This is a genomic window from Symbiopectobacterium sp. (genome assembly GCF_047692315.1).
Classification (GTDB): Bacteria; Pseudomonadota; Gammaproteobacteria; order Enterobacterales; family Enterobacteriaceae; genus Symbiopectobacterium.
This window is the reverse complement of sequence record NZ_JBLLJS010000011.1, coordinates 103,499-122,183: the sequence shown is the minus strand read 5'-3', so window position 1 is coordinate 122,183 and position 18,685 is coordinate 103,499. Positions and strand designations below refer to the sequence as shown.

The following is an 18,685-nucleotide window of genomic DNA, read 5'->3' as shown; positions in this document are numbered from 1 at the left end:
TCGGTGAATGGATGTGCGAAACAGGTGGCGTTTGTCATATTGGTAAACATCGCCCAGCGGTGAAACCAGCAGAAAGCGGTTTACTGCGCCTTTGGGTGTGGAGACAGCAATGCTGCCGCCGATGAGCGCATTGGTCTCTTTGGCCCACTCTTGCAGCCAGGTTTCCACCACCGATTGTGACAGCCCCTTGCCCGCGGCATTCATGGCGAATCCCGTGGTAAACATTTCTGGCAGCACGATAAGGTCGTTGCCGCGCACGGTTTCCAGTTCGGCATCGAAATGGCCCAGGTTGGCTGGCCCATCGAGCCATACCAGGGGCTGTTGTAGTAGCGTGATGTTTAAAGTCGACATAAGCGCTCCGCCGCCGCTTGCAAGGTAGATTCCTGTTTAGCAAAGCATAGCCGAATCAATTTGTGCGGGAAGGGATCGGCGCAGAAAACCGAGAGCGGGATCGCCGCCACGCCGGCGTGTTCTGTCAGCCAACGGCAGAAGGTGACATCATCAAGATCCGAAATAGCACTGTAATCCGCCAGCAGGAAGTAGGTTCCTTCGCAGGGCAGCACTTCAAAACGGCTGGCTGAGAGCGCATTGACCAGAAAATCACGGCGTGCTCGATAGAAATCCGGCAGTTCCTGCCAGTGCTCTGGCGCATGGCGCAGCATATCGGCAATGGCTAATTGCGCCGGGGTATTGACGGAGAAAGTGAGGTACTGGTGTACCTTGCGAATTTCTGCGCTGATGGCCTCGGGGGCAATGCAATAACCCACTTTCCAACCGGTCATGTGGTAGGTCTTGCCGAAGGAAGAAACTGCGATAGCGCGTTGGCGCAGTTCGCTGTGGCGCAGAACGCTGGCGTGTCCTTCCGGTTCAAAGCAGATGTGTTCATAGACCTCATCGCTCAACACGTAGATTTCGCGGCTGGCAATCGCCTGCCACAACTGCTCGAAATCGCTCTGACGCCACACGGTGGCAGACGGATTGTGCGGCGTGTTGAGAATCACCAGACGGGTACGGGAACTTAACAGCGCACGAAACGCCGCCCAATCCACGTTGAACTGCGGCGGCTGTAATGCAATGCGTTTAACCACGCCGCCCGCCAGCTCGATAGCCGGTGCATAGCTATCATAGCTGGGATCGAAACAGATAACTTCATCACCGGGCCGCACCAGCGCGGCGATGGCGGCGAACAGGGCTTCTGTGGCCCCTGCCGTGACCGTGATCTCGCTGTCGGCATCTGGCAGCCAGCCATACTGTGCAGCGGTTTTTTCTGCAATCGCGCTGCGCAGCGGTGCCGCCCCTGTCATCGGTGCATACTGGTTAGCCCCTTGGGCAACGTGATAGGCCAGACGTTGTTGCAGATAATCCGGGCCATCAAAATCCGGAAACCCTTGAGAAAGGTTGATGGCTTGATGTTGCTGCGCCAGCGCGCTCATCTGAGTAAACATGGTGGTGCCCAATGCGGGCAGTTTGCTTTCGGGAAAAAGTGCGGCACTCATGGTAGAAATGAACTCCTGCAAACCTGCTGTGTTGCGAGCTAATATAACACGATGCCAGAATTCGCCGTTAAGGTAATGAGGAATAAGAATATTACCAAAATGATATTATCCTCGAATCAATCAATGATTGCATAATGCGACAAATTGTCGCATATTATCGAAGCACGTTGATTCAGCGTAAGCGGTACACATTTCAACGTGGTGCACATTCCAAAGAGGTACGCACATATGGCAACAAGCATTCGTTTAGACGAAGACTTTGTGAGTGATGTAAAGGTTTATGCTGATGCGGCAAGTCGCAGCGTGCCGAAGCAGATAGAGCACTGGGCCAAAATTGGTCGCATAGCGGAAGATAATCCCGATTTGCCCTATAGCTTCATCAGTGAAACCTTATTGGCGCAAAGTGAAGTCAGAAACCATAAGGTTACGCGTTATGCCAGAAGGACGAAAAGATAAGGACATTGAGGTTTACCAAAGTCGCCGATTTGAAAAAGCGCTAAATAAATTGCCTGAAGCGCAGTTGAAAGTGGTTGAAGATGAGGTTGATAAAATCATCGAAGATCCCACAATCGGCGTGCAGAAAAAAGGCGATTTGCATTTTCTCTGGGTGCATAAATTCCCGCTTAATAAGCAGCAAGCACTTCTGGGTTACGCTTGGGTTGAGGATAAGCTCGAACTTTATCTCTTGAGCATAAGTTCTCATGAAAATTTCTATCAGGATCAGAAAAATCACCGAAAGATTAATTTGAAATTAATCGGTTGATCTTCATATCAAGGGCTCGCTGCGGCGGGCTTTGTTGTATTTAACCATCGGCTGCATTTCCTGCCTCCATGTCTCTCTTCATTTCGCTCCGACACGATGCTAGTATTTGGCAATCAAGACGTATGGACGTTTAAACGGCTAAATTCCATTGACGTCTAACCTATAACAAAACGTACTAACCACGGTGCAAGATGCTGTGGTGAAGAGCACACCTGCACAGGATGAAAGATGAGTGAAAACCCACAACTGGCTGCGTTAGTCGCGGCCTGCCATTGGATTGGGCAAAAAGGTTGGTGTCCGGCAACCGGCGGCAATATGTCGGTGCGCCTGGATGAGGACCGTTGCCTGATCTCTGAATCTGGTAAGGACAAAGGTAGTTTGCATCAGGATGATTTTTTACTGGTGAATATTGCCGATAACCATGTTCCCAGCGGGCGCACACCGTCGGCAGAAACCGGCCTACACACCTTGCTCTATCGCCGCTTTGCGGAAGTAGGGGCGGTGTTGCATACCCATTCTGTGAACGCGACCGTGCTCTCTCGTGTAGAGAAAAGCGATGCGCTGGTGCTGGAAGGGTACGAAATGCAGAAATCTCTGCACGGGCAGCGTACCCACCTTGACCGCGTTGCTATTCTCATTTTTGCCAACGATCAGGATATTCCCGCACTGGCAGCACGCGTGGCGGCGTATGCCGATACACAGGCGCTGCGCTACGGCTTTTTAGTGCGCGGTCACGGGCTTTACTGCTGGGGAGAGGATGTAACGCAGGCACGCCGTCATCTGGAAGGGCTCGAGTTTCTGTTTCAGTGTGAACTGCAACGACGTTTGCTGGAGGCAAAATGATCAAGGCTATCGTGACGGATATTGAAGGCACCACCAGCGATATCCGTTTTGTTCATAACATCCTGTTCCCGTACGCGCGTGCGCGTTTGGCCGAGACCGTTGCGCGGGCTGACACCCAGCCAGAGATAGCCGAAACGCTGGCGCTGTTACGTGAAGAGCTTGGCCAGCCGCAGGCGCAAGCCTCCGCCTTGCTGGAAGTGCTGCATCAATTTATGGATCAGGACCGCGAATCGACGGCATTAAAACGTCTGCAAGGTATTATCTGGCGCAACGGCTATCTCAACGGCGATTTCCGTGGTCATGTGTATGACGACGTTGCGCCGCAACTGCGTGGGTGGCGTGAGCAGGGTATCGATCTCTACGTCTACTCATCAGGATCAGGGTCGGTTGAAGCGCAGCAACTGCTGTTTGGTTACAGTGACGCTGGAGACTTGCGCCCGTTGTTCAGCGGTTACTTTGACACCCGCGTCGGGGCCAAGCGTGAAGCGCGCTCATACCAACATATTGCACAGGCGATTGGGCTGCCAGGCGAGCAACTGCTGTTTTTGTCTGACATTCATCAGGAACTGGACGCCGCTGCTGAGGCCGGTTGGCAAACGTGTCAGTTGATTCGTGGTGATACGGACGTGGCAAGCTTCCATCGCCAGGTGGCGCGTTTCGACCAGATCGATCCATCCCAGGCCAATAGCGCCGTTTAAGGAGTTTTGCCATGAGTGCATTAACCATTTTTAACGACAATGACGCCAGCCAACCGGTATGGGACAGCCGTGATGCGGACGCTATCCAGAAGGAACTTGCCGCTATTGGCGTACGTTTTGAACGCTGGCAGGCAGATCGCTCGCTGAGCGCCTCCCCGGCAGCAGAAGAAGTGCTGGCTGCTTATCAGCATGAAATTGATAAACTGGTGGCAGAAAAAGGCTACCAAAGCTGGGACGTGATCAGTCTGCGTGCCGACAATCCTCAGAAAGACGCGTTGCGTGTCAAGTTTTTGTCTGAGCATATACACAGCGAGGATGAGGTGCGCTTCTTTGTCGAAGGTGCCGGGCTATTCTGCCTGCACCTGAACGGCAAGATTTACCAGATATTGTGTGAGAAGAACGATCTGCTGTCGGTGCCCGCGGGCACGCCGCACTGGTTCGATATGGGATCAGAGCCGCATTTTACCGCGATCCGCCTGTTCGATAATCCAGACGGTTGGGTGGCTCACTTTACCGGTGATGCCATTGCCGATGCCTATCCGAAACTGGCATAGTCGTGCCGATCTTTCCTCCAGCCAACGGCTGGAGGAAAGGTATTACCTCAATCCCTGAGTAAATATCCCCGCTTGTACTTGTTCGGGCGTTATCACGCCGCTATCCAGTACCCAGCCGCTGATAAGCGAAGCGGGTGTGACATCAAAGGCAGGGTTATAAACCTGCGCGTCTTGCAGTGCCCACTGGCAAGCGCCAAAGCTGCCCGCCACGCCGGTCACCTCGCTGGCGGCGCGCTGCTCAATGGGAATCGCTTTGCCATCCGGGCAGGCCGCATCGTGCGTGGTGTGCGGCGCGGCGACATAGAACGGAATGCAATGATAATGGGCCAGCACGGCCAGGCTGTAAGTGCCAATTTTGTTGGCAATATCACCGTTTGCGGCGATGCGATCGGCCCCCACCCAAACGGCATCGACCTGACCTTGTGCCATCAGAGTGGCGGCCATCGAATCACAAATCAAACGATAGGGGATTTTCAATTCCCCCAACTCCCAGGCGGTCAGCCGCCCCCCTTGTAATAAGGGCCGCGTTTCATCCACCCATACCTGTTCCACATGCCCTTGACGGTGTGCATGGTGAATGACCCCGATTGCGGTGCCGACGCCTGCGGTGGCTAACCCTCCGGTATTGCAGTGCGTAAGCAGGCGACTGCCGGGTTTGACCAATGTGGCCCCGTGATAAGCAATCTGCTCACACAGGGCGCGATCTTCCTCGATCAGACGCAATGCTTCCTGCACCAGTGCGGGTACATATTGAGGCTGCGCCAGTGCCAGTTTCATACGATCCAGATTGTTCATCAGGTTAACGGCGGTTGGGCGCGCTGCACGCAGGTTTTCCAATGCATGCTCAAGCGCGGTTACCGGCATGCCGTTTTCAGCCAGCAGCGCTAACAGCACGCTGGCGGAGAGGCCGATCAACGGCGCGCCGCGCACACGCAGGGTACGAATATGCTCAACCAGCGCCGCCACATCCGGGCTGGGGTGCCATGCCGTTTCCTGTGGCAAAGCCTGTTGGTCGAGGATCCATAGTTGATTATTCGCCACCTTAAGGCTCAGTGTGTTAAAGCTCTGCATGGGTCGTTAAATTCCTGTTGCGTATTGCGTTGATTTTCTTATTCTGCCAATATGAAAAGTAGAGGTATAGACGCCCAAACGCTTTTATGTCTAAAACTGGACGGCTGATCGCGAATTAGCCTATGGTCGAGTCACAAGAAGAGGTGGTGATGTCCCTGTATCGTACCTTTAGCGCGGCAGATGCCGTTGAATATGCCCGTCAATTTGGTGCCGTGCCGGACCCGCATGCGCTGGTGACTGCCGATGAGATTGGCGATGGCAACCTCAATCTGGTGTTCAAAATCCGCGATACGCGGGGCGTGAGCCGTGTCATTGTCAAACAGGCGTTGCCCTACGTGCGTTGCGTCGGGGAATCCTGGCCGTTAACGCTGGACAGAGCGCGCATTGAAGCGGAAACCCTGTTGGTGCATGCGCAATATTGCCCGCAGCACACGGTCAAGGTGCTGCATCATGACGCGGCGTTGGCGGTGATGGTTCAGGAGGATCTTTCCCGTCTGCGTATCTGGCGGCGCGAGCTGGTTGATGGCCAGACATACCCGCATGCGGCGGTGCAGGTGGGGGAATATCTGGCGCAGGCGCTGTTCCACACCTCTGATTTTTACCAGCATCCGCATGAGAAAAAAGCGGCGGTCGCGCGCTTTATCAACCCCGAACTGTGCCAGATCACCGAAGATCTGTTTTTTACCGATCCCTATCGCGATCATGAACGTAACCGCTTTGATGCCGAGTTACGCCCGGCTGTCGAAGCGCTATGGCACGATGCATCACTTAAGCGCGCAGTGGTGGCGCTCAAGCACCGTTTTTTGGCGAGCGCTGAGGCGCTATTGCACGGTGATATTCACAGCGGTTCGATTTTTGTTGGGCCGACGACGCTAAAAGTGATTGATGCGGAATTCGGTTTTTATGGGCCGATCGGGTTTGATATTGGTACGGTACTGGGCAACCTGTTACTGAATTTCTGCGGCCTGCCTGGGCTGTTGGCACCCCGAGAGGTAGCGGCCGCACGCGATAACCGTTTACAGGATATCACAGCGCTGTGGAGTGCCTTTGCCGCACGCTTTAGCGCATTGGTTCACGAGCATGGCCGCGATCCGGCGCTGGCGGAATCAGGGTACGCAGAGCAGTTCCTCAAACACGTGTGGCAGGACACTCTCGGTTACGCCGGTACGGAGTTGATTCGGCGCGCGATAGGTTTCTCGCACGTCGCAGATTTGCGGAGCCGCAGGCAGGCGCGTCATGCCTGCCAGCGTCACGCCGTTGAATTGGGCAAAACGTTGATTCTGACTGCTGGTGATATTCCCGATGTCGCCGCACTGTTGGCGCGGGTGCGGCAGAGCGGAGCGTAAAGCTAAAACACAGGCGGTAAACCGACGCATACGCTGTCGCCGGTTTACCGCTGCGTTATCCCTGATGTCGCAAATTAAAATCAGTCAAGACGTTCAATGGCCAGCGCCACGCCTTGGCCGCCGCCGGAAGGCTCGGCGAAGTTGATCAGCGCAGAGCTGAAGAAGGTCATGACGGGGAAGGTGTTTTTATTGGCGACATTGATGAAAAATTCGGTGATCAAACCGCCCAGTCCGGAATGTTCCATCATGAGCTGAATACCGGCGTAGAACGGGAACTGCACCAAAATACCGGCGGTACTGCGTGCCGCTGCGCTGATGGCTCGCATGTAGGCCATTGGCGTTTTTATGCAGCAGCAGACCGGCAATCATGAACATCATGTTGACGGTGTTGACGGTGTTGACGGTGATGTTGAACCCTTTGGCCGCAAAGTAGAGCCCCAGATAGACGATGCCGAGCGCGCCGATAATCAGTGCCAGAATGCGACTCTCTTCTAAACGCTCAGAGGGCGGTGCATCGGCGGGCAGTTTTTTCTGGAAATCAGTCTCCTCTTGCAGCAACGCGGGATCGATGCTGACGACATTGCTTGGCCGCGGCGTCATCATGCGCGTAACAAACGGCATTACGACGATCAGGCCGAGTGTGATAAACAGATTGAAACCGGTAAACAGGGTGTGAGAAACCGGCACCAGACCGGCAATGTGCTCTACCGGGTTGCCGGGCGTTGCCGCCAGCAGGGGCATCGAACCGGAGAAACCGCCGCCCCAGGTTAGAAAGCCAATATAGGCGCAAGCGATCAGGAGCGGATAGTCCGAGCCTGGCACACGGCGAGCCACTTCGCGCGCAAACATCGCGCCGACGATCAAACCGAAACCCCAGTTGATCACGCAGGCGACGGAGCCGAAGAACGTCACCAGCATCACGCCCTGTGCGGGCGTTTTGGCCGCTGAAGCCGCCAGACGCAGCAGGCGTTTCACCGGTGGCGAGCTGGTCAGCGCATGGCCGGTGACAATGAAATGATCAGCGCCATCTGCATGTCGAACGCCAGCAGATTCCAGAAACCATCCCCCCACAGTTTCACCATGCTGAGCGGCGTTTGTGGCGTGAGCCACAACGCCACGCCGAAGGTAATCAGCGTTAACAGCATGGCGAAAATCAGTGGATCGGGCAGATAGCGGCTGACGACGCGCGTCATAAAACGCGAGATACGCCCTATCATGCATCACCCCCGACAGTGGTTTGCCACATCGGTTGAAGAGGTTCCGCCACGTCGAAGTGCGCTTCGGTTTTGGCGCGAATGCTGTCCACGTCATGGCCCGGTGCGATTTCGGTGAGCCACATGACACCGTTAATAAAACGGAACACGCCAATTCAGTGACCAGCATATGGGCTGCACTCTGTGCGGTCAGCGGCATGGTGCAGCGCTTAAGAATTTTGGCGGTACCGTCTTTGGCGCAGTGTTCCATCGCGATGATCACTTTCTTCGCACCGGTAACCAAATCCATCGCGCCGCCCATGCCGGGCACCATCTTGCCGGGAACGACCCAGTTGGCCAGATTGGCCTCTTCATCCATTTGCAGGCCGCCCAACACACAGGCATCCACGTGGCCGCCGCGGATCAGTGCAAAGGAGAATGCGCTGTCGAACATCGCTGCACCGGGCAGAATGCCGCAGGGTTGGCCGCCCGCGTTGACCAGATCGGGATGCGGTTCGGTAATCGGGCCGAGGCCAAGAAAACCATTTTCTGATTGCAGCGTAATATCAATGCCTTCCGGCAGATAGTTAGCAACCTGAGTCGTCAGGACAATCCCCAGATTGACGACATCGCCATCATGCAGTTCTTGCGCCACGCGGCGCGCAATACGTTGTTTGGCATCCATGATTAACGCTCCTCTGGGGTAATGATGTAATCAACAAGGGCACCGGGCGTGACCACCCGATCCGGCTCGATGTCGCGGATTGAGACCAGCTCATCCGGTTCGACCAGGGTGATATCTGCGGCGAGTGCAAGCAGAGGGTTGAAGTTTCTGGCTCTGAGTTGGTAGGTCAGATTGCCCAGCGGATCGGCCTGATGGGCGCGAATCAGTGCCAAATCTGCGCGTAATGGGCGTTCCAGCAGATAGGTGACGTCATCCAACGTGATCCGCTGTTTGCCTTCTTCAACCACGGTGCCGACGCCTGTTGGGGTGAGCACGCCGCCCAGCCCGGCACCGCCGCAGCGGATCTGTTCGATGAGGGTTCCCTGCGGTACCAGTTGAACCTCCATTTCGCCGTTAATCATGCGGCGACCGGTTTCCGGGTTGGTGCCAATGTGAGAGGCGATCACTTTCTTCACCCGGCCGTTGACGATCAGCGGACCAATGCCGGTACCGACGAACGCGGTGTCGTTTGCGATCAGCGTCAGGTCGCGTACGCCGGAATCCAGTAACGCATTAACGAGACGGGGTGGCGTGCCAATTCCCATAAAACCGCCCACCATGATGGTCATGCCATCACGGAACAAGCGGCTAGCCTGCGGTAAGGTAAGATGTTTATCTTTCATTATTTTTCCCTTTGTATACGCCGAAGTGGGTACGGGCAGGGAATAGCAAGGCGAGTGCCAGCCGTGATTTTCAGGCAATAAAATTTTTATTTATGATGTTTTTCAATTGGTTGTTTTTGTTTTTTCAAAAGTGAACGGTGTCTGGCTGGCTGCGGGAGTGAGAAGGAATTTGCACAGTGCGCAAATTCCTTCTCACGCTAAAGGGGGTTAGCAGTCTGTTTTTGGTGGAAGGGTGCCGATGCCGTATTCCTATAATTTATACATCAGCGCCCGGCGGCTGATACCCAATTGCAATGCACTGTGGGTGCGGTTGCCCTGATGTTTTTCCAGCGTGGAAAGAATCACCTGTTTTTCGTAGCGCTTGATCTCTTCTTTCAGGCTGGATTCACCCTGAGTGAATGACTGCGGCGGCTTTTCTCCATCGGCTCTGGTGGTTGCACTGTGAAGTTGTGCGGGCAGATCGTCGGCGAAAACCACCACGCCCGTGCTCATGATCACCGCACGCTCAATCACATTCGATAACTCACGAATATTGCCAGGCCAATGCCAGGCTTGCAGAACCGCAAGCGCCGCCGGATCGATATCAATGATTTCGCGCTGATTTTCCGCATAGAACTTTTGCAGGAAGTGGTTGGCCAGCAGCGGAATATCTTGCTGGCGTTCACGTAGCGGCGGGATTTCCAGATGGATCACGTTCAGGCGATAAAACAGATCCTGACGGAAATCGCCGGTATCGACCATCGCGGCGAGGTTTCGGTTAGTGGCGGCAATGATACGGATATCAACTTTCACCGTGTTGTGCCCGCCCACCCGTTCAAACTCTCGTTCTTGCAACACGCGCAGCAATTTTACCTGTAAGTTGAGCGGCATTTCGCCCACTTCATCCAGCAGCAGTGTCCCCTGATGGGCGCGCTCAAAGAGTCCTTGCCGCTGCACCTGAGCGCCGGTAAATACGCCTTTCTCATGGCCGAACAGTTCGCTTTCTAGCAACGATTCAGGCAACGCAGCGCAGTTGATTTTGATAATAAATGGGCCGTTGGCACGCCGGCTGTTGTAGTGAATGGCGCGGGCGATCAGCTCTTTGCCCGTGCTGCTTTCGCCGCTGATCAACACACTTGCCTGACTGAGCGCGATCTTGGCGGTGTCGCGGCAGATCTCCATCATCCGCGGGCTGTTTGTCAGTATGTGCCCCCATTGCCAACTGTCGCTCAACGCCTGATGTAAATGACGAATCTCCTGCTTCATCGCCTGAAGCTGCAGTGCGCGCTGAATGATGAGCGTTAGTTCATCGAGATCGAAGGGTTTGATCACGTAATCGAAAGCGCCGTGGCGTAACGCCTCGACGGCGGTTTCCACTGCGGCGTAGGCCGTCATCAGGATGATTGGTGTTTTAGGGTGATGCTGGCGCATCTGTTGCAGCGCTTCGATGCCGTTGAGTCGGGGCATGCGGATGTCCATCAGTACCACGTCCGGCGTGTGATCGATAAAGGTACGTACCGCTTCGCGGCCATCGCTGGCACAAAATGTTTGCTGACCGGCGAGCGAAAATGCCGTGGTGAGCATACGGCGCACATTCTCTTCATCATCGGCGATCAGGATACTGTAAGTCTGTTTCATTGCGGCGTATTTCCCTGATGGTGAATCGGTAGCAAAAGGGTAAAGGCGGTGCCGTGTTCGGGATCGCTGCTAAGCTGAATGTCCCCCTGATGCGCATTGATAATGCGCTGGCTGAGCGCTAACCCGAGGCTGGTTCCCGACGCTTTGGTAGTGAAAAAGGGATCGAAAATCTTGTTTTTGTGGTGCTCGGGAATGCCGCAGCCTGTGTCGCGGATGGTGACCGCCTGGCGCGCATCATCCACTTGCCAGGTTCGGATCTGGATTTCCCCCCGGGCGCTGATGGCCTGCACCGCATTGATCAAAATGTTAAGGATCACTTGCCGCAGCAGTTCGCCGTCGGCTTCGATCTCTTCGAGGTTAGGATCCAAATCTTTGCTCACGTCAATGCGGGCTTGCAGTCCGGTGGTTTGGATCAATACCAGGCACTCTTCGATAAGCTGGTTCAGGCTGACAAGCTGCCAATAGCCCTGACGCGGGCGGGTGAAATCGAGCAGTTGCTGAATCACCCGGTTGATGGAATGGGTCTCTTTCAGGATGGTGGCGATATATTCCTGATGGATCGGATCAGTGTCTTGCTGCTTGAGGATCTGTACGTAGCCTTTGATGGCGGTCAGTGGGTTACGCACCTCGTGTGCGACGCCCGCCATCAGTTCGCCCAGCGTGGCCAGTCGCTCTGTTTGCGCCAGCCGCCGTTGCACCTCTTTACGTGCAGTGAGGTCGGAGAAGATCACCAACGCGCCGACCAGCTCATTATGCGCATTATGAATCTGACCGGTGGTCACACTCAGTTCTATAGTGCGATCCCGTGCGGGAAAACTCACCTCCAGCGCGACGTGTTCGGTGCCTTTTTGCAGCGTATCCAGTACCGGGCTGTCAAAATGCGTGTTAGAGAATATTTTGGCATACGGTTGGCCCAGTAACTCATCTTGCCGATAGCCGGTTATCTCCTGAGCGGCAGGGTTGATAGTGGTAACATTGCCGTGTTTATCCACGGCGATCACTCCGTCGGCGGCACTTTCGATGATCAGATCGTTGAGGGTTTTGGTTTCGCGTAACGTCTGTGCCAACGCGTTGACACTGTGTGAGATTTTCCCAAGATCTCCCGATAAGGGCGGCAGCCGGGCATTCAGATTCTGAGCCAGATCCTCTAATCCGTGGGTAATCACGTCAATGCTGGTACTGAAACGTCGCGATAGCAGAATAATCAGGCACAGGCTCACCAGCAAACCCAGCACCAGCACCGAGACAATATTGATATCCATGCGCCGTGCTTGCTGGCTGATATCTTCAGATAACTCGTTGGCCCAGATATAACCAATCACGTTGCCATCGCGGGTGATGGGCTGCATGGAGTTCATGATGTTGCCACGCACCTGATTGCCGGAATAGACCTTGGGCTGATTGCTGGACATGACCTCTCTGCCGGGATGGTCGGCGTTGATCGTGACACCGACGTTGGACTGGAATTGTGCCGAAGGCGCATAGGTGATGATGGCGTCCAGCGCGCGATGGTAATAGCCTGCGCCGACGCCGTTAAAGGCGCGAGTGATCCTTTCTGTGATGGGGGCTAACTCCTGATTGAGCACCTGAATACGCTCGGCATGTGGGAGGTTGGCAAAATGTGTGAACCTATCTCCCAGCGCCTCATCCAGAAGATGGGTAATGGCAGAGAGTTTTTTCTCTTTCTCTTGCAGTAATGCCGCCCGGCCCTCGGTCTCGACGACATAACCGATGGTGAGGGTGGGGATCGTGACCATGAACACCGCAATCATAATGAGCTGGTTGCGTAGACGGCGGGGGTATATCCAGCCGAGACCAGAACGTAACCCACTGAAATGGGTGCTCATCGATCCTTTCCTTTCAGGTAAAAGAGGAATTATCGGGGCAATGGCGTTGGGTTTCTCGGAGGCGCTTCAAACTCCGCGTAGATACTGAGCAGGATAATGATACGTTCAGTGATGTAATTTGCACCCGAGTCTATATCGAGGGGCGCGACACGGAAAGTGCCGGGCCGCGAGGGCGGCCCGGCGGGTTATCAGGCTACGGCAACGGATTTTTTTGTTGCTGGTTTGGTGTGTGGAGCCTGAGCAGCAAGCGCCTCAGGAGTAAAATCATCCACATTGATGGCGCGTAATCGGCTAGCTTCGGCTCGGATCAAGATCTGTGCTTCTTCCGCTGTGATATCGCCTTCTGCCAATGCCTGCTCCGCCAACTGATCGAGTCGCATAAACGGCAGGGATTTACCCAACGCTTTCGACAGCCGCTGGTGGATCGGTTCGGCGGCCATCACATCCTGCAACGACTGTTCCAGCAGACCCACCGGGTTGTGTTCGCTGGCCGCTAGGTATTGACCGCGTCCTAACCGGCTGCGCGTGGCGCTTGGCGTTTGCAATAGTTTGGCGACTTGATGATCCAGACGATCGCTCGGTGCCGGACTGACCTGGCCCAGCGGGAACAGCGCTATGCGCATCACTGCCGCAACCGCCCGATTGGGGAAGTTGCTCAGCAGATCGTTTAAAGCAACTTCGGCTTGATGCAGGCTATCTTGCACGCCCCAGTGAACCAGCGGCAGGTCGGCCTGCTGGCGGCCTTCATCATCAAAACGCTTCAGTGTCGCCGAGGCGAGATAAAGTTGGCTCAGCACATCGCCCAACCGTGCTGAGATGCGTTCGCGACGTTTCAAATCACCGCCCAGCACCGCCATCGACACATCAGCCAGCAGAGCCAGATTGGCGCTGAGGCGATTCATTCGTTGATAGTAGTGACGCGTAGCATCTTTGGTCGGTGCATGACTCAAATGCCCATTGCTGAGCCCCAGCCAGAGGCTACGCGCCAGATTGCTGCCGACATGCCCGATATGACCAAACAGCGCGCGATCGAAGCTGGTCAGGTTGTCGTCCTGCGCAGCAGCCATCTCTTTGAGCACGTAAGGATGGCAGCGGATCGCGCCCTGGCCGAAAATGATCATGCTGCGCGTCAGAATGTTGGCCCCTTCAACGGTAATTGCGATGGGGGAGCCCTGATAGCTGCGGGCCACGAAGTTGGAAGGGCCAAGGCAGATGCCTTTACCGCCGGTGATGTCCATGGCATCCAGCGTGGCGCGTTGGCCGCGATGGGTACAGTGATATTTCACAATGGCAGAGAGCACCGCCGGTTTGGCTCCTTGCATGATGCCCACGGTCACCAGCGTCGCGGCGGCATCCATGACGTAGGTGTTGCCTGCGATACGCGCCATCGGCTCCTCAATCCCTTCCATTTTGCCGATGGAGATTTTAAACTGGCGTCGCAGGTGCGCATAAGCCCCGGTTGCCAGTGCGATGGATTTCATGCCCCCCGTCGAGTTGGACGGCAGCGTAATACCGCGTCCCACCGACAGGCATTCCATCAGCATACGCCAGCCCTGACCGGCCATTTTCGGTCCGCCGATAATGTAATCGAGCGGCACGAAAATGTTTTCCCCTTGCGTCGGGCCATTTTGGAACGGCACGTTAAGCGGGAAGTGGCGGCGGCCAATTTGTACGCCGGGCGTGTTGGTCGGGATCAGCGCACAGGTAATACCGATATCGTCTTCATCACCCAGCAGGTGATCGGGATCGTGCAGCTTGAACGCCAGCCCAAGCACTGTCGCAATCGGAGCTAGAGTGATATAGCGTTTGTTCCAGGTCAAACGCATACCCAGTACGCGCTCGCCTTGCCATTCACCGTGGCAGACAATGCCGACGTCAGGAATCGAGCCCGCATCGGAGCCGGCTTCCGGGCTGGTGAGTGCGAAGCAAGGAATCTCCTGACCGCGCGCTAGACGTGGCAGGTAGTGATCTTTCTGATCTTCGGTGCCGTAATGTTGCAGCAGTTCGCCGGGGCCAAGCGAGTTAGGTACGCCAACAGTAATCGCCAGAATGCTGGAAACGCCCGCCAGTTTTTGCAATACCTGAGACTGCGCATAGGCGGAGAATTCCAGCCCGCCATGCTGCTTTTTGATGATCATGGCGAAGAAACGGTGCTGCTTGAGGAACGCCCACAACTCCGGTGGCAGATCGGCCAGCTCATGGGTGATCTGGAAATCATTTGCCATCCGGCACGCTTCTTCCACCGGGCCATCGAGAAACGCCTGCTCTTCTTCTGTCAATTTGGGCTGCGGGTAGTTATGTAGCATTTTCCAGTCCGGTGCACCGCGAAACAGTTCGCCTTCCCACCAGGTTGTCCCGGCGTTGATGGCCTCTTTCTCGGTGTTTGACATGGCGGGCATTACCTTTTTAAACATCTGCAGGGCAGGGGCTGAAAGTGCCTTTTGGCGCAGCGCGGGCACCACGAGCGGAGCCAGTACCGCCAGCAGTGGCAACAACAACCAGAAAGACCACAATCCTCCGGCGCCCATCAACGCGAAGTAGGCCACGAGCAACGCGGCGCTGAGCGGCAGATTCACCCGGTGATAAAACAGGGCTCCCACCATTATCAGCAAAACAAGAATACTGACTGCGACCATAGTTCGTCTCCAGAGTTGTCATCGGCCGTTAATCCGATCCGTTCACGTTGCGCCTGTGCGCATCCCACTCAATCCTGTTATCACTACGGCAAACATCTGCTAAGAGGTCTGATCTGTATGTGTATAGTGTGTAGTGCATAGCGTGTTTTTTATCAATTTATTTACAACGCAATTACAACTTAACTCACAAACTGGTGCGTTTTTACCCCAGTAGTGATAAACATCAGCAATTGTCTTGATTGCGGCATAGCATACTTCTCGCGGTTTCCACGATCCGCTACACTGCCTGCATTCCCTCTGCACGCACCTCCCGTGTGATGTAGAGTTATCGCCTGTTACCGAACAAAACGAGAGGATCCTATGTATCAGGACTTAATCCGTAGTGAACTGAAAGAGGCTGCGGCTACGCTGGACGCTTTTCTGAGTGACGATGCGAATATTCAGTCGATCCAGAATGCTGCGGTGTTGCTGGCTGATGCGTTCAAGGCGGGTGGCAAAGTGATTTCCTGCGGCAATGGCGGTTCGCACTGCGATGCTATGCATTTTGCCGAAGAATTGACCGGTCGTTATCGTGAGAACCGCCCTGGCTACCCAGCGATTGCTATCTCCGATCCCAGCCATCTCTCCTGCGTGAGTAATGATTTTGGCTACGATTTTGTTTTTTCCCGCTACGTAGAGTCGCTGGGGCGTGAAGGTGATGTGCTGCTCGGTATTTCCACCTCGGGGAATTCCGGTAACATCATCAAGGCGATTGATGCCGCTCGCGCTAAAGGTATGAAGGTCATCACTCTGACCGGCAAAGACGGTGGCAAGATGGCGGGCACGGCGGATGTTGAAATTCGCGTACCGCACTTCGGTTACGCTGACCGTATTCAGGAAGTGCACATCAAAGCGATTCATATTCTGATCCAGTTAATCGAAAAAGAAATGGCAAACGGGCAGTAAGCTCGTCAAGCTGCCAGCAGTAAGGGGGTAGGAGGGGACATGTGTGAACTGCTTGGGATGAGCGCAAACGTTCCGACGGATATTTGTTTCAGTTTTACCGGGCTGATGCAGCGCGGCGGCGGCACCGGGCCACACAAGGATGGCTGGGGCATTACCTTTTATGAAGGCAATGGCTGTCGTACGTTCAAAGATCCGTTACCGAGTTTCAACTCTCCTATCGCCCGTCTGGTGCAGGATTATCCGATTAAATCCTGCGCCGTGGTGTCTCATATTCGTCAGGCGAATCGCGGCGAAATACCCATCCGCGAACTGTGGGGGCGTAACTGGACGTTCGCCCATAACGGTCAACTGAAGGGGTATCTCGGGCTGAAAACCGGCCATTTTCGTCCGGTGGGGCAAACTGACAGCGAGTACGCATTTTGCTGGCTGCTCAATCAGCTGGCGCAACGTTATCCGCGCACGCCTTTTGGAAAGGCGACGTTATTAGATCAGGATGTGGAAATCGATTTTCAGCAGCAAACGACGCCAAATGATGTGGTGACCGTGTTGGCGACGCAGCCGATGACGGGGAATGAAACCTGGCATCAAATTATGCCAGGTGAGTTCGTGCTATTTTGTTTGGGCGAACGCGTAGCGTGATGGCTTTTCACTGCCGATAACGGATGGATTAACCACATACTGTCCGTTAGTTACCGTGATTAACGGTGGCTGATAATTCTGGTTGAAATACGCATAACTCGGCTGAAGTTGACGCCAGAAACTGCTGTACGTGGAATTACGGTGGCGCTGCATGTTGGTTTCAGTCATACGGAAAGGATATATCGCCAAATCAATTTTGGTTTGTCCATTACGTAACGCCGCTTCGGCATAACGGTAAATTTCGTCGATATAGTTGTTGGTCATGGCATAACAGCCGACGGAGACGCATTCACCGTGAATCATTAAATAGCGACCTGAATAGCCCTGCGCACGATCGTATTCATTAGGAAAACCAATGTTGATCGCTTTGTAGTAGTGGCTGTCGGGTTTTAACTGCCGCAGATCAACCTGATAGAAACCTTCCGGGCTTTTCAGATCGCCCTCGACACGCTTGGGCCCTAATCCGCCGGAATATTTGCAGATGGGGGAGTGCTCCAGCAGGCGATATTCATTTCCTACCTTGGCGTACAGTTCCCGTATCCGCTCTTCTTTGAAGATTTGAATATAGATCGGTGAACCTAATAATTGTTGTTTTAATTCTTTTGCTATGGGAGCCGGTTCACTGGCGACACTGGTAACAACGACGGACGGCAAAAAAAAACAACATCGCAATAGACAGCGCGATTTTTTGCATTATTAATCCTGATGGTAAAAGCTGTGTGGCAAACGATAGCCGCTGCCCTGCTCATCTTTTTTGAGACAGGCGCTGCCACATTATCATTGCGTTTATTTTTATCAAGCGAGAAAAGCAGCAAAATGGCATTTTTACGTTAAGAAAATGGTGACAATGCTTTTCCTGTTAGTTTCTATAAGGTCATTTACAGGAAAAAATATTGTCACCTTATGTGTCAGCCCTATTTATGCGCGTTGCGCTTCAATGGTCATGATATCCGTGCTGAAGGAACCATCGGCTTGAATCGCAAATATAGTCGATGACTTCTGCGGACAAGGTTTTTTGTAGCGCCAGAATCGCTGTGGCGAAATGAGGCGGTGTGCGCATGCGTGCAATCCAACTGCTGAACTCCAGCGCCAGCTTGCCTGCCTCAAGCTGGCGTATGGCAAAGCCCGCCTCGGTCAACAGGGTCATCCACTCACCCGGTGCATAGTCACGCACATGTGAGGTATCGCGCAGCATTTCCACCGTTTGCAGGTAGATATCCAGTACAGGATGGCCCGGCGAAACCACATCCATCAGAATCACGGTGCCTCCCGGCTTCAACACTCGCTGTATTTCACGTAATGCCAGCCCCATGTCGTGCCAGTGATGTGCCGAATAGCGACTGATGACCACATCGGCGCTGGCAGTGGCAAACGGCAGGGACTCTGCTGGGCCGTTTTGAGTGTGAATGTTGTTCAGTCCCCTTTGCTGTGCCGTCTGTGCCACCACGCTCAGCATCTCTGTCGAAATATCGTAGGCCGTTACGCGGGCGACCTGTTGCGCAGCAACGAAGCTGGCATGGCCTGCGCCACATCCCACATCGATAACGTGTGCATCGGGAAACGCGGCAAGGCGCTCCGCCAGCCAGGTGAGATCTTTCCCTTGCGCGTGTACCGTGCTGTTTAAATAGTGCTGCGCTTGTGTGCCAAATTGCTTAACGACGTGCTGATGGTGATTGGGTGTCATTTTCAT

14 protein-coding genes and 5 pseudogenes are annotated in these 18,685 nt (G+C 54.5%); 8 read left to right on the top strand and 11 right to left on the bottom strand.

The window, feature by feature from the left end; translation table 11 throughout:
* Positions 1 to 15 precede the first annotated feature (15 nt).
* Together ACMZI0_RS04140 and ACMZI0_RS04135 are read right to left on the bottom strand one after the other, a co-directional pair.
* Positions 16 to 351: pseudogene (locus ACMZI0_RS04140) on the bottom strand (nitrilase-related carbon-nitrogen hydrolase); the annotation flags it as partial.
* Entirely contained in the window at positions 339 to 1,496 is a 1,158-nt protein-coding gene (locus ACMZI0_RS04135) for a pyridoxal phosphate-dependent aminotransferase (protein ID WP_415672045.1), read from the bottom strand. The gene ACMZI0_RS04135 and the pseudogene ACMZI0_RS04140, both read right to left, overlap by 13 nt.
* Positions 1,497 to 1,724: 228 nt before the next feature.
* On the opposite strand from ACMZI0_RS04135, the gene ACMZI0_RS04130 reads away from it, so the two are divergent.
* From ACMZI0_RS04130 to ACMZI0_RS04110, 5 genes are all read left to right on the top strand, one after another.
* Positions 1,725 to 1,952, top strand: coding sequence for a ParD-like family protein (locus ACMZI0_RS04130; protein WP_415672044.1), 228 nt, complete (start codon positions 1,725 to 1,727; stop codon positions 1,950 to 1,952).
* Entirely contained in the window at positions 1,930 to 2,259 is a 330-nt protein-coding gene (locus tag ACMZI0_RS04125; protein WP_415672043.1) for a type II toxin-antitoxin system RelE/ParE family toxin, read from the top strand. Before ACMZI0_RS04130 ends, ACMZI0_RS04125 begins: the two co-directional genes overlap by 23 nt.
* A gap of 228 nt (positions 2,260 to 2,487) precedes the next feature.
* Positions 2,488 to 3,102 carry a methylthioribulose 1-phosphate dehydratase gene (locus tag ACMZI0_RS04120; RefSeq protein ID WP_415672042.1) on the top strand — a complete coding sequence of 205 codons (615 nt, stop codon included), beginning with the start codon at positions 2,488 to 2,490 and terminating at the stop codon, positions 3,100 to 3,102.
* A complete protein-coding gene (gene mtnC, locus ACMZI0_RS04115; RefSeq protein ID WP_415672041.1) occupies positions 3,099 to 3,800 on the top strand; it encodes an acireductone synthase in 702 nt (233 codons plus the stop codon). The genes ACMZI0_RS04120 and mtnC overlap by 4 nt, the downstream gene beginning before the upstream one ends.
* Positions 3,801 to 3,811: 11 nt before the next feature.
* The gene (locus tag ACMZI0_RS04110; RefSeq protein ID WP_415672040.1) at positions 3,812 to 4,354 is read left to right on the top strand and encodes a 1,2-dihydroxy-3-keto-5-methylthiopentene dioxygenase; all 543 of its coding nucleotides are present in this window, start codon (positions 3,812 to 3,814) and stop codon (positions 4,352 to 4,354) included.
* 42 nt (positions 4,355 to 4,396) lie between these two features.
* On the opposite strand, the gene mtnA is transcribed toward ACMZI0_RS04110, so the two are convergent.
* The gene (gene mtnA, locus ACMZI0_RS04105; RefSeq protein WP_415672039.1) at positions 4,397 to 5,425 is read right to left on the bottom strand and encodes an S-methyl-5-thioribose-1-phosphate isomerase; all 1,029 of its coding nucleotides are present in this window, start codon (positions 5,423 to 5,425) and stop codon (positions 4,397 to 4,399) included.
* Positions 5,426 to 5,574: 149 nt separating this feature from the next.
* Between mtnA and mtnK the strand changes: the two genes are divergently transcribed.
* On the top strand, positions 5,575 to 6,771 hold the full coding sequence (gene mtnK / locus ACMZI0_RS04100) for an S-methyl-5-thioribose kinase (RefSeq protein WP_415672054.1): 1,197 nt from the start codon (positions 5,575 to 5,577) through the stop codon (positions 6,769 to 6,771).
* 107 nt (positions 6,772 to 6,878) lie between these two features.
* On the opposite strand, the pseudogene ACMZI0_RS04095 reads toward mtnK, so the two are convergent.
* The 6 genes and pseudogenes from ACMZI0_RS04095 to fadE all read right to left on the bottom strand — a co-directional run.
* A pseudogene (locus tag ACMZI0_RS04095) lies at positions 6,879 to 7,988 on the bottom strand (TIGR00366 family protein); the annotation flags it as partial.
* Positions 7,985 to 8,649, bottom strand: a pseudogene (locus ACMZI0_RS04090) (3-oxoacid CoA-transferase subunit B). The pseudogenes ACMZI0_RS04095 and ACMZI0_RS04090, both read right to left, overlap by 4 nt.
* A 2-nt stretch (positions 8,650 to 8,651) precedes the next feature.
* On the bottom strand, positions 8,652 to 9,311 hold the full coding sequence (gene atoD / locus ACMZI0_RS04085) for an acetate CoA-transferase subunit alpha (protein ID WP_415672038.1): 660 nt from the start codon (positions 9,309 to 9,311) through the stop codon (positions 8,652 to 8,654).
* 249 nt (positions 9,312 to 9,560) lie between these two features.
* Positions 9,561 to 10,928 carry an acetoacetate metabolism transcriptional regulator AtoC gene (atoC, locus tag ACMZI0_RS04080; protein ID WP_415672037.1) on the bottom strand — a complete coding sequence of 456 codons (1,368 nt, stop codon included), beginning with the start codon at positions 10,926 to 10,928 and terminating at the stop codon, positions 9,561 to 9,563.
* The gene (atoS, locus tag ACMZI0_RS04075) at positions 10,925 to 12,775 is read right to left on the bottom strand and encodes a two-component system sensor histidine kinase AtoS (RefSeq protein ID WP_415672036.1); all 1,851 of its coding nucleotides are present in this window, start codon (positions 12,773 to 12,775) and stop codon (positions 10,925 to 10,927) included. The genes atoC and atoS overlap by 4 nt, the downstream gene beginning before the upstream one ends.
* Positions 12,776 to 12,963: 188 nt before the next feature.
* A complete protein-coding gene (gene fadE / locus ACMZI0_RS04070) occupies positions 12,964 to 15,411 on the bottom strand; it encodes an acyl-CoA dehydrogenase FadE (protein WP_415672035.1) in 2,448 nt (815 codons plus the stop codon).
* Positions 15,412 to 15,771: 360 nt separating this feature from the next.
* On the opposite strand from fadE, the gene lpcA reads away from it, so the two are divergent.
* Both lpcA and ACMZI0_RS04060 read left to right on the top strand, forming a co-directional pair.
* A complete protein-coding gene (lpcA, locus tag ACMZI0_RS04065) occupies positions 15,772 to 16,356 on the top strand; it encodes a D-sedoheptulose 7-phosphate isomerase (RefSeq protein ID WP_415672034.1) in 585 nt (194 codons plus the stop codon).
* 39 nt (positions 16,357 to 16,395) lie between these two features.
* Positions 16,396 to 16,995, top strand: coding sequence for a class II glutamine amidotransferase (locus ACMZI0_RS04060; RefSeq protein ID WP_415672033.1), 600 nt, complete (start codon positions 16,396 to 16,398; stop codon positions 16,993 to 16,995).
* Here ACMZI0_RS04060 and dpaA read toward each other — a convergent pair.
* Both dpaA and ACMZI0_RS04050 read right to left on the bottom strand, forming a co-directional pair.
* Positions 16,966 to 17,689, bottom strand: a pseudogene (dpaA, locus tag ACMZI0_RS04055) (peptidoglycan meso-diaminopimelic acid protein amidase). The gene ACMZI0_RS04060 and the pseudogene dpaA sit on opposite strands and share 30 nt — an antisense overlap.
* A gap of 224 nt (positions 17,690 to 17,913) precedes the next feature.
* Positions 17,914 to 18,685: pseudogene (locus ACMZI0_RS04050) on the bottom strand (class I SAM-dependent methyltransferase).

What these genes read in the sequence shown, in the direction of transcription:
- ACMZI0_RS04135 (WP_415672045.1), bottom strand. Translation starts at nt 1,496, where the DNA reads ATGAGTGCCGCACTTTTTCCCGAAAGCAAACTGCCCGCATTGGGCACC.
- ACMZI0_RS04125 (WP_415672043.1), top strand. Translation starts at nt 1,930, where the DNA reads ATGCCAGAAGGACGAAAAGATAAGGACATTGAGGTTTACCAAAGTCGC.
- mtnK (WP_415672054.1), top strand. Translation starts at nt 5,575, where the DNA reads ATGTCCCTGTATCGTACCTTTAGCGCGGCAGATGCCGTTGAATATGCC.
- mtnC (WP_415672041.1), top strand. Translation starts at nt 3,099, where the DNA reads ATGATCAAGGCTATCGTGACGGATATTGAAGGCACCACCAGCGATATC.
- mtnA (WP_415672039.1), bottom strand. Translation starts at nt 5,425, where the DNA reads ATGCAGAGCTTTAACACACTGAGCCTTAAGGTGGCGAATAATCAACTA.
- ACMZI0_RS04120 (WP_415672042.1), top strand. Translation starts at nt 2,488, where the DNA reads ATGAGTGAAAACCCACAACTGGCTGCGTTAGTCGCGGCCTGCCATTGG.
- lpcA (WP_415672034.1), top strand. Translation starts at nt 15,772, where the DNA reads ATGTATCAGGACTTAATCCGTAGTGAACTGAAAGAGGCTGCGGCTACG.
- fadE (WP_415672035.1), bottom strand. Translation starts at nt 15,411, where the DNA reads ATGGTCGCAGTCAGTATTCTTGTTTTGCTGATAATGGTGGGAGCCCTG.
- atoC (WP_415672037.1), bottom strand. Translation starts at nt 10,928, where the DNA reads ATGAAACAGACTTACAGTATCCTGATCGCCGATGATGAAGAGAATGTG.
- atoS (WP_415672036.1), bottom strand. Translation starts at nt 12,775, where the DNA reads ATGAGCACCCATTTCAGTGGGTTACGTTCTGGTCTCGGCTGGATATAC.
- atoD (WP_415672038.1), bottom strand. Translation starts at nt 9,311, where the DNA reads ATGAAAGATAAACATCTTACCTTACCGCAGGCTAGCCGCTTGTTCCGT.
- ACMZI0_RS04110 (WP_415672040.1), top strand. Translation starts at nt 3,812, where the DNA reads ATGAGTGCATTAACCATTTTTAACGACAATGACGCCAGCCAACCGGTA.
- ACMZI0_RS04130 (WP_415672044.1), top strand. Translation starts at nt 1,725, where the DNA reads ATGGCAACAAGCATTCGTTTAGACGAAGACTTTGTGAGTGATGTAAAG.
- ACMZI0_RS04060 (WP_415672033.1), top strand. Translation starts at nt 16,396, where the DNA reads ATGTGTGAACTGCTTGGGATGAGCGCAAACGTTCCGACGGATATTTGT.